Annotated in this window: 13 protein-coding genes; 11 read left to right on the plus strand and 2 right to left on the minus strand. The window is 39.1% G+C overall.

Annotated features, from left to right (window positions below; translation table 11 throughout):
* Positions 1-113: 113 nt before the first annotated feature.
* A complete protein-coding gene (locus MLE14_RS13025) occupies positions 114-599 on the minus strand; it encodes a peptidyl-prolyl cis-trans isomerase (protein ID WP_243298819.1) in 486 nt (161 codons plus the stop codon).
* Positions 600-708: 109 nt separating this feature from the next.
* Between MLE14_RS13025 and glsA the strand changes: the two genes are divergently transcribed.
* The 4 genes from glsA to pyc all read left to right on the plus strand — a co-directional run bounded on the left by glsA (position 709) and on the right by pyc (position 6,913).
* Entirely contained in the window at positions 709-1,638 is a 930-nt protein-coding gene (gene glsA, locus MLE14_RS13030; RefSeq protein ID WP_243298820.1) for a glutaminase A, read from the plus strand.
* A 166-nt stretch (positions 1,639-1,804) separates the two neighbouring features.
* Positions 1,805-2,086 (plus strand): YlaN family protein, encoded by a 282-nt coding sequence (locus MLE14_RS13035; RefSeq protein WP_243298821.1) that lies wholly within the window; start codon positions 1,805-1,807, stop codon positions 2,084-2,086.
* Between the two features lie 124 nt (positions 2,087-2,210).
* The gene (locus tag MLE14_RS13040; RefSeq protein WP_243298822.1) at positions 2,211-3,452 is read left to right on the plus strand and encodes an FtsW/RodA/SpoVE family cell cycle protein; all 1,242 of its coding nucleotides are present in this window, start codon (positions 2,211-2,213) and stop codon (positions 3,450-3,452) included.
* A gap of 20 nt (positions 3,453-3,472) precedes the next feature.
* Positions 3,473-6,913 (plus strand): pyruvate carboxylase, encoded by a 3,441-nt coding sequence (gene pyc, locus MLE14_RS13045; protein ID WP_243298823.1) that lies wholly within the window; start codon positions 3,473-3,475, stop codon positions 6,911-6,913.
* A 207-nt stretch (positions 6,914-7,120) separates the two neighbouring features.
* On the opposite strand, the gene MLE14_RS13050 is transcribed toward pyc, so the two are convergent.
* Positions 7,121-8,071 (minus strand): COX15/CtaA family protein, encoded by a 951-nt coding sequence (locus MLE14_RS13050; RefSeq protein ID WP_243298824.1) that lies wholly within the window; start codon positions 8,069-8,071, stop codon positions 7,121-7,123.
* A 914-nt stretch (positions 8,072-8,985) separates the two neighbouring features.
* Between MLE14_RS13050 and cyoE the strand changes: the two genes are divergently transcribed.
* The 7 genes from cyoE to MLE14_RS13085 all read left to right on the plus strand — a co-directional run bounded on the left by cyoE (position 8,986) and on the right by MLE14_RS13085 (position 15,645).
* Positions 8,986-9,906, plus strand: coding sequence for a heme o synthase (cyoE, locus tag MLE14_RS13055; RefSeq protein ID WP_390628820.1), 921 nt, complete (start codon positions 8,986-8,988; stop codon positions 9,904-9,906).
* Positions 9,907-9,990: 84 nt separating this feature from the next.
* Positions 9,991-11,070, plus strand: coding sequence for a cytochrome c oxidase subunit II (gene coxB / locus MLE14_RS13060; RefSeq protein WP_243298825.1), 1,080 nt, complete (start codon positions 9,991-9,993; stop codon positions 11,068-11,070).
* Between the two features lie 36 nt (positions 11,071-11,106).
* Positions 11,107-12,978: a cytochrome c oxidase subunit I gene (gene ctaD / locus MLE14_RS13065; RefSeq protein ID WP_390628823.1), complete on the plus strand. Its 1,872-nt coding sequence runs from the start codon at positions 11,107-11,109 to the stop codon at positions 12,976-12,978.
* The gene (locus tag MLE14_RS13070) at positions 12,978-13,586 is read left to right on the plus strand and encodes a cytochrome (ubi)quinol oxidase subunit III (protein WP_243298826.1); all 609 of its coding nucleotides are present in this window, start codon (positions 12,978-12,980) and stop codon (positions 13,584-13,586) included. The genes ctaD and MLE14_RS13070 overlap by 1 nt, the downstream gene beginning before the upstream one ends.
* A gap of 2 nt (positions 13,587-13,588) precedes the next feature.
* Complete coding sequence (ctaF, locus tag MLE14_RS13075; protein ID WP_243298827.1) at positions 13,589-13,924, plus strand: cytochrome c oxidase subunit IVB; 336 nt, start codon at positions 13,589-13,591, stop codon at positions 13,922-13,924.
* A gap of 273 nt (positions 13,925-14,197) precedes the next feature.
* On the plus strand, positions 14,198-15,112 hold the full coding sequence (ctaG, locus tag MLE14_RS13080) for a cytochrome c oxidase assembly factor CtaG (protein ID WP_243298828.1): 915 nt from the start codon (positions 14,198-14,200) through the stop codon (positions 15,110-15,112).
* Positions 15,113-15,183: 71 nt separating this feature from the next.
* A complete protein-coding gene (locus tag MLE14_RS13085; RefSeq protein ID WP_243298829.1) occupies positions 15,184-15,645 on the plus strand; it encodes a DUF420 domain-containing protein in 462 nt (153 codons plus the stop codon).
* Positions 15,646-16,025: the final 380 nt, after the last annotated feature.

The raw sequence follows: 16,025 nt of genomic DNA on the forward strand, positions 1-16,025 counted from the left end.
GACCTGATGTACTCATAATTTTCTAAAACTGGCCTTTTTGTTAAATAACGGATCTTATGTCCGCCATGAAATGCTCGGGTTAATTTTGAGTAATCTATCCTTCTAAAAACCAGTTATTTAACAATAAAGGCTTTAACATTTTTGATAGGATTTTCAAAATTGGAACGGTCACCGTAAATAACATGTACTGGACCATCTTCTTTAAGCGGTTTTCCCTGGTGCGAAAATTTCAGAAGGATGTTATTGGCCTCTGCTAAGGGAAGAGCTATTTCTCCGTCTTTAGTTTCTACAATTAACTGGCTGGCATCTTTATTAGGCTCAGCATTTTCCAAGAATGGTTTAAAGGGCATCGCAAAGGTCCCATTTAAAATTTTCTCTTTTAAAAATTTCTTTTCGGATTTAATAGTAGGGGGAGAAACGGCTCCTTCCATGATTTCTTTTTCCCAGTTTTTAGATAACACTTCTGTAAAATCTTTTTCTTCTTTTGTTTCTTGTGTTGTTTCGTCCAAGTCCAATTTTCTATCATCAAAAATCCAAACGGTCGGATCTAATGTTAATGGGAAACGGACATTTCCTTTTAATTGAATGATAAAATCCATAGCTCCCAAATCCTTTCGTACAAAAATTTTTAACCTGTCAGTCTGTTGAATCAATCTTTACTTATAGGAAATTCTATGTAAAAGAATATACGTGTAAAGGGTGTTCAATTTGACGTGTCAGGTAAGCCGTGAGCTCGAACAATTAGTATTGCAGGCTAGACCATATAGTGCGCATGGGAATCTTGCTTCCTATATACCAGCATTAGAAAAAGCAAACCCTAACCATTTATCGGTGGCGATTTTCGATTTAGACGGTAATTGTATCTACGCTGGTGATTATAAACAAAAGTTCTCGCTACAAAGTATATCAAAAGTTTTAAGCTTAGCATATGTTTTGGCTCGAATTGGGGAGGAGGAAGTATTCCAAAGAGTGGGGATGGAGCCGACTGGCGATCCATTTAATTCAATCGCCAAGCTTGAAACAGTCAAGCCATCGAAGCCACTGAACCCTATGATCAATGCCGGCGCTTTAGTTGTAACGAGTTTAATTCCAGGGACAAATCCAAGGGAGCAATGGGACGGCTTCCTCGCCTTTGTCAGAACATTAACAGGTAACCAGAAAATCGATTATAGTCAAGAATTGCAAGAATCTGAATTTACTACGTCCTACCTCAATCGAGCCCTTTGTTTCTTTATGAAGCAACATGGAATCATAGTTGGTGAAGTAGAAGAGATTATGGAGCTTTATACCAAACAATGTTCTATTGAAATGAATTGCCTCGAGCTTGCCCAATTAGGGGCTGTTTTCGCAAACAATGGCCGTAATCCTGTTACAGGGGAGCAGTTGATTCCAGTGCAAATTGCACGAATTTGTAAAACATTTATGGTAACATGCGGGATGTATAATGCCTCTGGGGAATTTGCGATGAAAGTAGGTATACCGGCAAAAAGCGGTGTATCTGGAGGGATCCTTGGTGTGATTCCGAATCGCTGCGGGATCGGGGTGTTTTCGCCAGCCCTGGATGAAAAAGGGAACAGTCTGGCAGGGTGGAAACTATTAGAACTTATGAATGAAAAATATAATTTTAGTATCTTCTAAATGTTCATATCCTCCCCTTCGTTTCCCTTTTAATCCTTGCAATTTTAAAGAATTGAAGGTAAAATTTAAAGATAGAATCGGCAATTAGAGGTTGTTCAAAAAGTCCGTTAATGTTGTCAAACTTTTTGAACAAATATCTTTAATGGACGTAATTGGGGGGATCTCCGTGGCACAAGAGACAACCGTACAGCATAGTGAAAAAGCGTATGAATTGCTTAAGGCAGACGCCGATAAGATTTTTAAATTAATAAAAGTGCAAATGGATAATTTGACGATGCCACAATGCCCTCTATATGAGGAAGTATTGGATACACAAATGTTTGGACTGTCTCGAGAGATTGATTTTGCTGTCCGGCTGGGATTAGTTGATCCTAAGGATGGTAAAGAACTCTTAGATGCTTTAGAGCGACAATTGTCCGTCCTGCATGAGGCATCACAAAAGAAATAAGTTGAAAAACTCAAACAATCATATAGAGCTGTTTGAGTTTTTTTATTTTAATGATAGCAGGAAACTCACTTTTTTTATTGAAATGTAACATACATACAAAATGGTATTAGATGGGGTAGATTACATGCTAAAAAACATTATAAAGTCCTATGATTACTCGATTGTCATTGTATATATCCTGTTATGCTTTTTTGGATTGGTCATGATTTATAGTTCGAGTATTGTGTGGGCGGTACAACAGTTAGATCCTCCTAGACCAAGTGACTTTTTCTATCAAAAACAAAAATTAAATATTCTCCTCGCATTTATTGCTTTTTTTCTGGCAGCGATTTTTCCATATAAAATTTTTCAAAATAAAAAAGTTTTAGCTTTTATTATGTTAGCCACCTTGGCAAGTCTCGCTGCACTATTTTTATTTGGCCAGGTATACAATAATGCCCAAAGCTGGTTTCAGATGGGAGCCAGAAGCTTTCAGCCCTCTGAGTTTGCCAAATTAGGGATTATTATCTACCTTGCTGCTGTTTATGGAAAAAAACAATCCTATATAAATGATTTTAATAAAGGGGTTGTCCCTCCACTTTTATACTTATTATTAGTCTGCTTTCTTGTTATGGTCCAGCCTGATTTCGGAACAGCAGCCATTATCTTTATGATTGGGGCTTTTATGATTATTTGCTCTGGTATGAATGTAAAAAGCCTAGCGAAACTTTTTTTGCTTGGAGTGGTTTTTGTAATACTGGTTTCTCCCTTTATTTTAATGAAGAAAGATGAAATCTTTTCTGAAGAGCGACTTGGTAGATTTGAAGGATTCCTAGACCCTTTTTCAGATGTTCAGAACGATGGCTATCACCTTGTCAATTCCTATTATGCGATTGGACTCGGGGGTTTAACTGGAAAGGGACTTGGAGAAAGTACGCAAAAACTTGGGTACCTTCCTGAGCCTCATACTGATTTCATTATTGCGATTATCTCTGAAGAACTTGGCGTATTCGGGGTTGGGTTTGTGATCCTTTCGCTTGGTTTTATTGTTCTTCGCGGTATAAGAATCAGTACAAAATGCAGAGATCCATTCGGAAGTTTACTTGCCATAGGTATATCGAGCATGATTGGGATTCAATCTTTTATTAACCTGGGAGGCGCCTCAGGATTAATTCCGATTACAGGTGTGCCGCTTCCTTTTATCAGTTATGGGGGAAGTTCTTTGCTTTTATTATCTTTATCTTTGGGGCTACTCGTAAATGTCTCATGTTTCACGAACTACGAAAGAAGGTATAAAGAGAAAAAAGATATTCCTTCTGCCGAAGAGGTTCAAAATCAAAAGCTTTACACAATTAGCGGGAATAAGAGAGTGATTAATCGATCATAAAAATGAATGGAGTGATAGGTATGGGGAAAATTACAAAACTGCTGGTTGCAAACAGGGGTGAAATTGCCATTCGTATATTCAGGGCCTGTACGGAATTGGATATTCGGACGGTTGCCATTTATTCAAAAGAAGACACGGGATCGTATCATCGTTATAAAGCAGATGAAGCTTACTTAGTCGGGGAAGGAAAAAAGCCCATTGAAGCTTATTTAGACATAGAAGATATTATAAGAATAGCTAAGCAAAGCGGGGTAGATGCAATTCACCCTGGCTACGGATTTTTATCCGAAAATATTGAATTAGCAAAACGATGTAAAGAAGAAGGGATAACATTTGTAGGTCCTCATCCAGAGCATCTTTATATTTTTGGCGACAAAGTGAGAGCACGCGAGGCTGCCAAAAAGGCCGGTGTCCCAGTCGTTCCGGGAAGTGAAGGACCTGTTCAAAGATTGGAAGATGTCATTCAATTTACGAAGCAATATGGTTTTCCCATTATTTTAAAAGCGTCCCTTGGCGGCGGGGGCCGCGGAATGAGGGTCGTTCGTTCCCAAGAGGAAATCAGACAGGCTTTTGAACGCGCTAAATCTGAGGCGAAAGCGGCATTCGGCAACGATGAAGTATATGTTGAAAAAATGATCGAGGCTCCAAAGCATATCGAAGTTCAAATATTGGGTGACCATGAAGGGAACATTGTTCATTTATTTGAACGAGACTGTTCTGTTCAAAGACGCCATCAAAAAGTTGTTGAGGTTGCACCTTCTGTTTCGTTAAAGGAAAGTGTAAGGAATGAAATCTGTACAGCAGCTGTCGAACTTATGAAGAGTGTTGGATACATCAATGCCGGAACAGTTGAGTTTTTAGTCCAAGGAGATCAGTTTTATTTCATTGAGGTTAATCCGCGGATTCAAGTTGAACATACGATTACTGAACTAATTACCGGAATTGATATTGTTCAGTCACAAATCCTGATTGCACAAGGCTACGGTTTACATAGCTCACTTGTGGGGATTCCTCAGCAGAACCATATAAAACCAAATGGATATGCGATCCAGTCCAGAGTGACAACAGAGGACCCGCTTAATCAATTTATGCCGGATACTGGCAGAATTATTGCTTATCGCTCAGGCGGAGGCTTTGGTGTTCGATTAGATGCGGGGAACGGGTTTCAGGGTGCTGTTATAACGCCTTACTATGATTCATTATTAGTAAAGGTATCGACTTGGGCATTAACCTTTGAACAAGCAGCAAAGAAGATGGTCCGGAACCTTCAGGAATTCAGAATAAGGGGGATTAAAACCAATATTCCGTTCCTGGAAAATGTAGTAAAGCACAAAAAATTCCTTTCAGGTGAGTATACGACCCATTTCATCGACGAAACACCTGAATTGTTCAATTTTCCAATCAGCAAAGACCGCGGCACTAAGATGCTCACCTATATTGGGAATGTTACAATCAATGGGTTTCCGGGCATCGAAAAAAAGAAAAAACCAGTCTTTCCAAGAACGAGAATACCGCAAGTACCAGCAGAGCTTGCTTTTATAAACGGAACGAAGCAGATTCTCGAAGAAAAGGGAGTGGAAGGCTTAACGAAGTGGGTTAAAGATCAGAAAAAAGTATTGCTGACTGATACTACGTTTCGCGATGCCCATCAATCATTGCTTGCTACAAGAGTCCGTACTATTGATTTAAAACACATTGCTGAACCTACGGCTAAACTCTTGCCAAATTTGTTTTCAGTAGAAATGTGGGGTGGTGCAACCTTCGATGTTGCCTACAGGTTTTTAAAGGAAGACCCATGGAAAAGATTGCTTGTTTTACGTGAAAAAATGCCTAATATTTTATTCCAAATGCTCTTGAGAGCGTCAAATGCAGTAGGATATAAAAATTACCCCGATAATGTGATTCGTGAATTTGTTGAAAAGTCTGCTCAAGCAGGGATTGATGTCTTTCGAATCTTTGACAGTCTAAACTGGGTCAAAGGGATGGAAGTAGCGATTCAGGCAGTTCGTGACTCAGGAAAAGTGGCAGAAGCTGCAATCTGTTACACAGGCGATATTTTAGATCCTGCACGGGCTAAATATGATCTGAATTATTATAAACAGATGGCAAAGGAGCTTGAAAATCAAGGGGCTCATATGCTTGCAATTAAGGATATGGCTGGACTTTTAAAGCCAGAAGCAGCTTATCGCCTTATTTCTGCTTTAAAGGAAACAGTTGATATTCCAATCCATCTTCATACTCATGATACAAGCGGCAACGGTATCTTTATGTATGCACGAGCGATAGAAGCCGGTGTCGATATTGTAGATACAGCTGTATCCACAATGGCTGGTTTAACGTCTCAGCCTAGTGCCAATAGTCTTTATTACGCGCTGCAAGGAAATGAAAGACAACCGCAGCTTTCCATTGAAAATTTAGAGGCGCTATCGAATTATTGGGAAGATATTCGCAGAATGTATAAAGATTTTGAAAGCGGCATGATGGCTCCTCATCCAGATGTCTATACACATGAAATGCCAGGCGGTCAGTATAGTAACCTTCAGCAGCAGGCGAAAGCCGTTGGTTTGGGAGATCGATGGGATGAAGTCAAAGAAATGTATGGCAGAGTCAATCAATTGTTTGGGGATATTGTAAAAGTTACACCTTCCTCAAAAGTGGTAGGGGATATGGCTCTGTTCATGGTACAAAATGATCTGACAGAAAGTGATGTAATAGAGAAAGGACTTACCCTAGACTTTCCTGATTCAGTTGTAGAGCTATTTGAAGGATATCTTGGACAGCCGTATGGAGGGTTCCCTGAAGAGCTGCAAAAGGTCATTCTCAAAGGCAGAGAACCGATTACGGTACGTCCTGGAGAATTACTGGATGATGTTGATTTTAATGAAATTAGAGAAAAACTTGTTCATGAATTGGATAGAAAAGTAACAGACTTTGACGTACTCTCCTATGCACTCTACCCAAAAGTTTTTGAGGAATATAACCAAACAGTCAATCAGTTTGGAGATGTTTCGGTATTAGACACTCCAACATTCCTTTATGGAATGAGACTTGGTGAGGAAATTGAAGTCGAGATTGAAACTGGAAAGACGCTCATTGTGAAACTGGTTTCAATCGGCCAGCCGCAAGTTGATGGAACGAGAGTGGTATATTTCGAGTTAAACGGCCAGCCGCGGGAAGTTGTTATAAAAGATGAAAATATAAAAACCGCTGTTGCAGCAAGAATAAAAGCGAACCCAAAAACTGAATCTCATATTGGTGCGACAATGCCCGGAACGGTCGTTAAACTATTAGTAGAAAAGGGAGAAAAGGTCAAAAAGGGAGACCATCTTCTTATTACAGAAGCTATGAAAATGGAAACGACGGTTCAGGCGCCATTCGATGGTATTGTCCAATCGATTTATGTACAAAATGGTGATTCTATTAATACCGGAGATCTTTTGATCGAGCTAGGCAGGGAATAGAAAAAGTGCTGCTTTTTAAGCAGCACTTTTTTGTTATACTTTGAATTATATATTTTTAGCTATGAAGTATGTCTAAATTCTCAGGAATAAAGTACAACGGTCAAAGGATACCCTATTCGAGCGAGGCCACAGGACGTGCGTTTCGAGCGTGATAACGAAAGCTTGCTGTCGCCTGCGCCTCAAGACTTGGCGTGAGACAAGTTCTCTCTATTGAAGATTGATTTGCTGGCTCGTTTTTTTAGGTGAATTATAGTATTGATGACTCCTATACAGCAGAAGAATAAAGTAACTTAGCAAAGCAAACAAAAGCGAAATAAAAAGAGCATGTGCTAAGGCAAAAGCTAAATTTAGATGTGAGAAGACAACTAATGCACCAGCAGTCACCTGCAATGAAACGAGGATAAAAGCCATCATCCATCCATATTTAAGCGCTTTTTGATCATTATAGTGTTTTAAAACTAGAACCATAATATAACCAATCCAAATAAATACAATTCCTGCCAAGAAACGGTGTCCCATCTGAACCCATTCGTGAAAATTAGTCGGAAGTAATCTTGACGTATTATTTACACAAAGAGGCCAATCCGGACAAACCAGACTTGCATTCACATGACGTACGAGTGCTCCTGTATAAACTACCGCATAGGTATACAGGATAATACCTATTATATGACGCTTCATTTTGCTATCGATAAATAGAGGCTTGTCATTGAATTTTTGCCCGTCCTCGAAAACAATGAGTGTTAAAAGAAAAACGGATGCAAATGAGATAAGTGAGATTCCGAAATGAAGAGCCAATACAAAATCAGATTGTCCCCATTTTACAGCAGCAGCACCAATCAAAGCTTGCAGCACCAAAAATAAGAAGGATAATACCGATAAAAATCGGGTTTCTTTTTTGGACCCAAGATACTTCCAACTCAGGATTGAGAGTGTAAGGACAAAAATCCCTGCTAATCCTGATACAACACGATGTGCCATCTCTATCACTAACTCTGGAGTTATTTCATCAGGAATCAATTGACCATGACAGAGGGGCCATGAATCCCCACATCCATCTCCAGAATCTGTTTTTGTTACCAATGCTCCCCCTAATAAAACAAAAAGCATAGCCATAGTTGATAGGACTGCTATTACTTTTAATCCCCTACGTTGCATATTTTCAACCTTCTTTCCACGTAGGATATGATGTCTTCGGTACAAAAATTAATTCTAGTTTATATAATTGATTGTTTAAGCGGACATATGGATCCGCCGGCGGAACCGATGGCTGCTAGAAACTAGCGTGCATCAACCGCATGGCATTGTTGGTCAGCGGACATATAATCCTTTATTTTCACGAAAACCGGTATTTATCTTTATTTATCGGACATACGATCCGTTATTTGCCGAAAATCACTCGAAAATTGCCTGTTTTTGTCCTAATAACGGAAACTAGTGTCCTATATTTTGAAAGTACCGGTTTTTGGACCAAATAGCGGAACCTATGTCCGGAAGAACCTCGAAACCGCTCAACCTTTAGAGTAGAGGACATACATTCATTTATTTAATCTCTTATTTCTTAAACAAATCCTATCCTATTATACCGCCTATTTTGGAAGTAGCAAATTCGAATATAAAAAATAAGCGGGATAAATAAAGCGAATTGACTAGACGAAAGTTTCGCAAACTACTAAAGACTTGATTGGATTCATACAAAAAAATCTCTACCGAATATTATGCTAAAATAATCACGAAAAGGGGAGACTTTTCGTCGCTTGACACAAATTAGACATAATTTCAAACGAAGATTTTCACAAAATCGCAACAAAATATGATTTAATAATTGACTGTAGAGGTCATCATGACCAAATATTGAATGACTGATTTTATTTGTTTCATTGAGCTTTTTGTCTATTATGTGAATTTTATTTTTCATATCCACAAAAGGCGTTTTTCATGCAATAATTGGTATAGTATAATGAGTAAGGTTCCTATTAGAAAGATTAAGGGCATTATTATTGTTCTACTTCACCTTCTTTATAGGCGAATATTTAACCGGTATCATTGGAACGGAAAGGAGGAGAGTCATAGTGGCTAATACCAAAGTGGCATCAGAAGCGTTAAAAGATTCTGGGGATCTTACTGATACAAATGCACTAAAGGATTTCCTTGCTCTTATAAAAATTGGAATTGTAAATTCTAATTTTATAACTACCTTTGCAGGATTATGGCTTGCTCTTCATTTTCAGAATTTAGGTTTTCTTGATCAAATTGGAACCGTTATTTACACTTTGTTAGGTTCCTCATTAGTAATCGCAGGTTCTTGCAGTATTAATAATTACTATGATAGAGATATTGATCTTATCATGAGCCGTACTAAGTCCAGACCAACCGTAACAGGGAAAATCACTGGACAACAGGCACTAATTATTGGCTTGTTTTTAATAGCTGTTGGTACCGGTTTCTTATTAATGACTACTGCAACTGCGGCTTTGATTGGATTAATAGGAGCTTTTTTCTATGTTGTCCTTTATACAATGTGGTCAAAAAGACGCCATACATTAAACACCGTTGTAGGCAGTTTTTCCGGAGCGGTACCTCCGTTAATTGGGTGGGCAGCTGTTGATCCTACATTGCACATTGTGCCGATTATTTTATTTTTAATTATGTTTATTTGGCAGATTCCGCATTTTCTCGCGATTGCCATCAAACGATGTGAAGAATACCGTGCAGCAGGTATTCCAATGCTGCCTGTTGTCCATGGGTTTGATGTGACAAGAAGACAAATGAATGCGTGGGTAGCTTGTCTTTTGCCTTTACCATTTTATTTATTTTCATTAGGATGGCCATTCTTAGTCTTAGCAACTGCCCTAAATGTTGGCTGGCTAGTACTAGGGATTGCGGGCTATAAAATGGAAGATACGGTAAAATGGGCAAATCTCATGTTTATTTACTCATTAAATTATTTAACTATCTTGTTTGTTAGCATGATTATTGTTACGCTTATCTAGGCAATTCTTTCTTGTAAAAAGAATTGAATATATGAAGTATTTCTTCAAAGAGGATTTCAAAGAAAGAGGGGTTTGATTTACGCTATGAAGAAGCGGCTGCATAAATGGCGAATTATACCAGTTTTAGCCATTGTTTCTTTTCTGTTAGCGGGTTGTGGTGAACCATTCCTATCGACACTTCAGCCAGCAGGAACAGTGGCCCAATCACAGTTAGAACTAATGATTTTAAGTACGTCTATCATGGTTTTAGTGATCGTGGTTGTTACCGTCATTTTCTTAATGGTTGTGATTAAGTTCAGAAGGAAAAAAGGCGATAATGAAATACCGAAACAAGTTGAAGGTAATCACAAATTAGAAATTATTTGGACTACGATTCCTATTTTGTTACTACTTATTTTAGCTGTTCCTACCGTGGCAGCGACCTTTAATTTTGCTGATGTTTCTGGTATGGAAAAAGATGAAGAAGGAAATCGTGACGGATTACTCGTCAACGTAAGGGCGAATCTGTACTGGTGGGAATTTGAATATCCAGATTACGGGGTTATTACATCACAGGATTTAGTTGTCCCAACCGGTCAAAAAGTATATTTTAACTTAAAGTCCTCTGATGTAAAGCACTCCTTCTGGATTCCAGCGGTTGGAGGAAAGCTTGATACCAATACTGAAGTTGAAAATAAGTTTTGGCTAGAGTTTGATCCAGAAGCTGCAGATGAAGTAGCAGACAATATTTTCTATGGAAAATGTGCCGAGCTTTGCGGCCCTTCACATGCTTTTATGGATTTTAAAGTTAAAGCTCTATCCAAAGATGAATTTAATTCATGGATTACAGCGATGCAAAATTATGAAGCACCTGACTTAACGGATAACGAATTAGCGCAACAAGGCAGTGAGATTTTCGCACAAAACTGTATTCAGTGTCATGCTATTTCTCCGATTGATGAAAGACCGGAGGCAGCCCGTACTGCTCCAAACTTAGCTACGTTCGGGGACAGAGTTAGGATTGCTGGAATTCTGCCTCATGAAGAGGAGTACTTAAAAGCCTGGTTAGCGGATCCTGAAAAATTAAAGCCAGGAAATAAAATGACAAACACATATCCAGACCTAACCGAGGATCAAATTGATGCTCTAACAGAATATTTATTTAGCTTAAAAGTTCAAGAATAAAACAGTATTACCAGTTTTTTTTAGGGAGGTAAAATCGTGAGCACCATTGCACAGAAGAAAGGATTTGGCTCAACTTTATGGGAATATTTGACTACTGTCGACCATAAAAAAATTGCAATCCTTTATTTAATAGCAGGCGGTTTTTTCTTCATAGTTGGTGGGATCGAGGCATTGTTAATCCGGATCCAGTTAGCTGTTCCTGATAACGATTTTATTGCTGCAGGTACATTTAATGAAATCATGACAATGCACGGAACAACTATGATCTTTTTGGCAGCCATGCCATTATTATTCGCCTTTATGAACGCTGTTGTACCTTTGCAGATAGGAGCACGTGACGTTGCGTTCCCATTTGTAAACGCATTAGGTTTCTGGTTATTCTTCTTTGGAGGAGTATTTCTTAACCTTTCATGGTTCCTTGGAGGAGCTCCAGATGCAGGTTGGACGTCTTACGCAACATTAGCGGTTGAATCTCAAGGTAATGGAGTTGATTTTTACATTATCGGTCTGCAAATTTCAGGTTTCGGAACATTAATGGCAGGGATTAACTTCCTCGTTACCATTATTACAATGCGCGCGCCTGGTATGACGTATATGAGAATGCCGCTATTTACTTGGTCCACTTTTGTCGCATCCGCATTAATTTTATTTGCATTCCCTGCATTGACAGTCGGCATATTCTTATTGATGTTTGACCGTATGTTTGGTGCGAATTTCTTTAATGAAGCTGTTGGCGGTAACTCTATTATTTACGAGCACTTATTCTGGATTTTCGGTCACCCGGAAGTTTACATCTTGATTTTGCCATCATTCGGGATTTTCTCTGAGATTATTGCTACATTCTCAAGAAAAAGACTATTTGGATATTCATCGATGGTATTTGCGACCGTCCTAATTGGTTTCTTAGGATTCATGGTTTGGGCGCACCACATGTTCACAACTGGAATGGGTCCTGTAGCAAACTCGATCTTTGCGGTAGCAACAATGGCAATTGCCGTACCTACAGGTATCAAAATCTTTAACTGGCTGTTTACGATGTGGGGCGGAAAAATCAGCTTCACCACACCAATGCTGTACGGAGTCGCATTTATTCCTAGTTTCTTGCTTGGCGGAGTAACAGGGGTTATGTTAGCGGCAGCACCAGCCGATTATCAATATCATGATTCTTACTTTGTAGTCGCTCACTTCCACTACGTTATTGTTGGTGGGGTAGTATTTGCACTGCTTGCAGCAGCCCATTTCTACTGGCCAATCATGTTTGGTACGAAATTGAATGAACTTTTAGGAAAAATTACGTTCTGGCTATTCTTTATAGGCTTCCATTTAACGTTCTTTATCCAGCATTTCCTTGGACTGATGGGAATGCCGCGGAGAATTTTCACATTCTTGCCAGATCAAGGATTAGATACCGGAAACCTTGTCAGTTCGATTGGGGCATTATTTATGGCGGTAGCGGTTATCATCTTGCTCGTAAATATCATTATCACTTCTGTTAAAAATAAAAAGGTCGGCCGTGATGCCTGGGAAGATGGCCGTACGATGGAATGGGCTCTTCCTGCACCAGCACCTTTCTACAACTTCAAGCAGCTCCCGCTAGTACGTGGATTAGATGCTTGGTGGCTAGAAAAAATGGATGGCAAAAAAGAACTAACTCCTGCTGAACCGGTTGGAGATATTCATATGCCGAACAATTCATTCTTGCCGTTTGTTATTTCACTTGGCTTATTTATTGCCGGATTCGGTGCTCTCTATCAGGAAGATGGATACGCTTGGGGAATCCCGGTTCTCATTATTGGATTAGCCATTACGTTTGGTTCCATGTTAATTCGCTCCATTAAAGATGATCATGGCTACCATATTCACAAAGAAGATTTAGTGGATGACGATAATAAGGGGGTTAAGGCATAATGGAGGCACAAGAAAAATTCACAGTTGAAAATTGGCCTGCGTCCCCAGAAAAAGCCACCCTTGAAGGAAAAAACAAGTTTTTAGGGTTTTGGTTTTTCCTAGGGGGAGAAACAGTTCTCTTTGCTTCTCTCTTCGCAACCTATTTAGCCTTAGTAGATAGAGAGCAAGCGGCGGAATTATTTGATCCCAAGCTCGTTTTTATCATGACAATCCTGCTTTTGACAAGCTCGCTTACCAGTGTCTACGCAATGTATCATATGAAGAACTTTGCCTTTGCGAAAATGCAGCTTTGGCTCTTTATAACAGTTTTATTAGGTCTTGGCTTCTTAGGCATTGAGATTTATGAGTTTTATCATTATGTTCATGATGGCTTTGGATATACTACTAGTGCGTTCAGTTCAGCGTTTTTCACATTAACTGGATTCCATGGAGCGCACGTCACCTTCGGGCTGTCTTGGATTGTTGCCTTAATGATCCGAAATGCAAGACGCGGATTTGACTTATACACGGCTCCTAAGTTTTATGTAGCAAGTCTTTACTGGCACTTCATTGACGTCGTATGGGTGTTCATCTTTACAGTTGTATATTTAATGGGAATGGTGGGATAATTATGGCGAATCAACAATCAGAATCAGGTAATTCACGTGTTGATCTCGAGTATCGCCGTAAAAAAAATGCAGAGGATATGAAGAATCAGGTAGTAACCTTTGCACTTATGATCGTTTTTACCATCATTGCATTCCTTGCAGTTATATACGGTGATTTCTCAGGGTATTTTGTTGTACCGTTTATATTGCTTCTTGCCCTTGTGCAAGTCGCTTTTCAGCTTTACTATTTTATGCATATGAGCCACAAAGGACATGAAGCAGTAACACTCTTCATGTACTCAGGAATATTTGCTGCATTTATAACAGTATTAGCTATGCTTACTGTTGTTTGGTGGTAAAATAAAAACCTGCCCTTACGTTTAAACTGTACCCTATAGAGTAGTAACTTAAAAAAAGTCTACCTGTAGGGTACAGTTTACGTTTAGGGGCAGGTTTTTTTATGAATGATTTGAACGTTTTTTGAACAATTGCCCTTTTAAAGGCGAATCCTATTCCCTTGGATTGCAGTTACTTGTTTAAAGGCTGTATAATAAAAGGTGGGAATACACCGATTATTACGGTCACATCCCAAGAACGTGAATTTATTCTTGGGAATTTTGTGGAGGTGCACTATGTCCATTTTTAATACCTTTAGTTTTGTTACCTTATGGAGTCCTTACTTCTTCTTATTTTTAATGGTCATAACATGCCTTTATTTTTATATGATCCGAAACTTCCAAAAGAAATGGTCGAAAACAGAACCATTAAAAACTAAGGACAATGTATATTTTATCTCTGGAATGGCACTGATTTACATAACAATGGGATCGCCCTTAGATGTTATGAGCCATATTGTATTCTCTGCTCATATGATCCAAATGGCCGTTCTTTTTCTAATCGCTCCGATTTTGATAATTCGCGGAGTCCCAAGCTGGGCTTGGAGAAAACTTCTGATTGAAAATAAAATCGTTGCCCCTGTTTTCCGTTTATTCACTAAACCAATTGTGGCTCTCATTCTTTTTAATGGAATTTTTTCTTTTTATCATGTTCCATTGATTTTTGATCGGGTAAAAACGGATTTTCTTATTCATGGAATCTATATGGTGGTTCTGTTTATTTTAGCGTTCTGTATGTGGTGGCCTTTAATGAATAAGGTAGAAGAAAAAAGAAGCTTATCAGGGCTAAGAAAAATCGGTTATTTGCTTGCAGCTTCCGTACTTCTGACCCCGGCATGCGCCCTTATTATTTTCGCTGAGGAGCCGCTTTATTTAACCTATACCAACCCAACCTATTGGGCAGAAGCGATGAAGCTTTGTCTTCCAATAGGTATTTCAATCGCGGACTTAGGAATAACAGGACCCGAGATGTTTAACACTATGCCATTACGGGATGATCAGCAACTAGGCGGAGTGCTGATGAAAATTATCCAAGAAATTGTTTACGGTATTGTTTTAGCCAGTATTTTCTTTAGCTGGTACCGTCAAGAACAAGAGGCAGAAAAAGAAGAACAAGAAAAAGCAAAACTTAAACCAAACTACGCAGAGTAAATGATGGCCGTCTCCAGTGTAAGGGGACGGCTCCACCTTTGCTTTGGCTGGAATGATGGGAGTGGAAATACATGAATTTGCCTTTATTGCCTACGCTTAGTACGTCGTTTATTGTCTTAAGCGCAATCTTTGTCGCAATCGGTTGGATTCTCATTAAGCAAAGAAAAGTTGAAGCACACCAGCGGATTATGATGACCGCTGCGATATTTGCTATTTTATTTTTTATCATCTATATGAGCAGAACGATTTTTATGGGGAATACATCATTCGGCGGACCGGATAATATAGAGATTTACTATACAATTTTCTTAATCTTCCATATAACTTTGGCTACAACGGGAGCTGTACTCGGGATCATCCAATTGTACAGCGGGTATAAAGAGAATTACAAAATACATAGGAGGCTAGGGCCTATTACTAGTATCATTTGGTTCTTTACGGCCATAACAGGGGTTGTTGTGTACTTGCTTCTTTATGTTTTTTTTGCTGGAGGAGAAACGACATCCCTATTTAAAGCAATTTTAGGATTTTAAGAAGAATATGAGGATTAAAAAAGACCGGCATTCCAAGAAAGCCGGTCTTTTTTGTGTGCGCCCAGCATGGGTGCAATCTATAGGGTGAAAGTCCCGAACTGTGAAGGCAGAAGTAACAGTAGCTTAACGCAAGGGTGTCCGTGGTGACACGGAATCTGAAGGAAGCGAGCGGCAAACCTCCGGTCTGAGGAACACGAACTTCATATAAGGCTAGGTATCATTGGATGAGTTTGCATAACAAAACAAAGTCCTTTATAAATGTCAACGATAATATGTACACTTTTGCTCGTTTTAGAATGTACAATTCTGCTATTCGGACTTTGGTATTATCCCCCAGCCTTTCTGTTTCTTTTGCTGGGGGGAGGTTTTGTTAATCTAAA

The sequence above is a fragment of the Bacillus litorisediminis genome (genome assembly GCF_022808645.1).
GTDB classification, from domain to species: domain Bacteria; phylum Bacillota; class Bacilli; order Bacillales; family JC228; genus Bacillus_BF; species Bacillus_BF litorisediminis.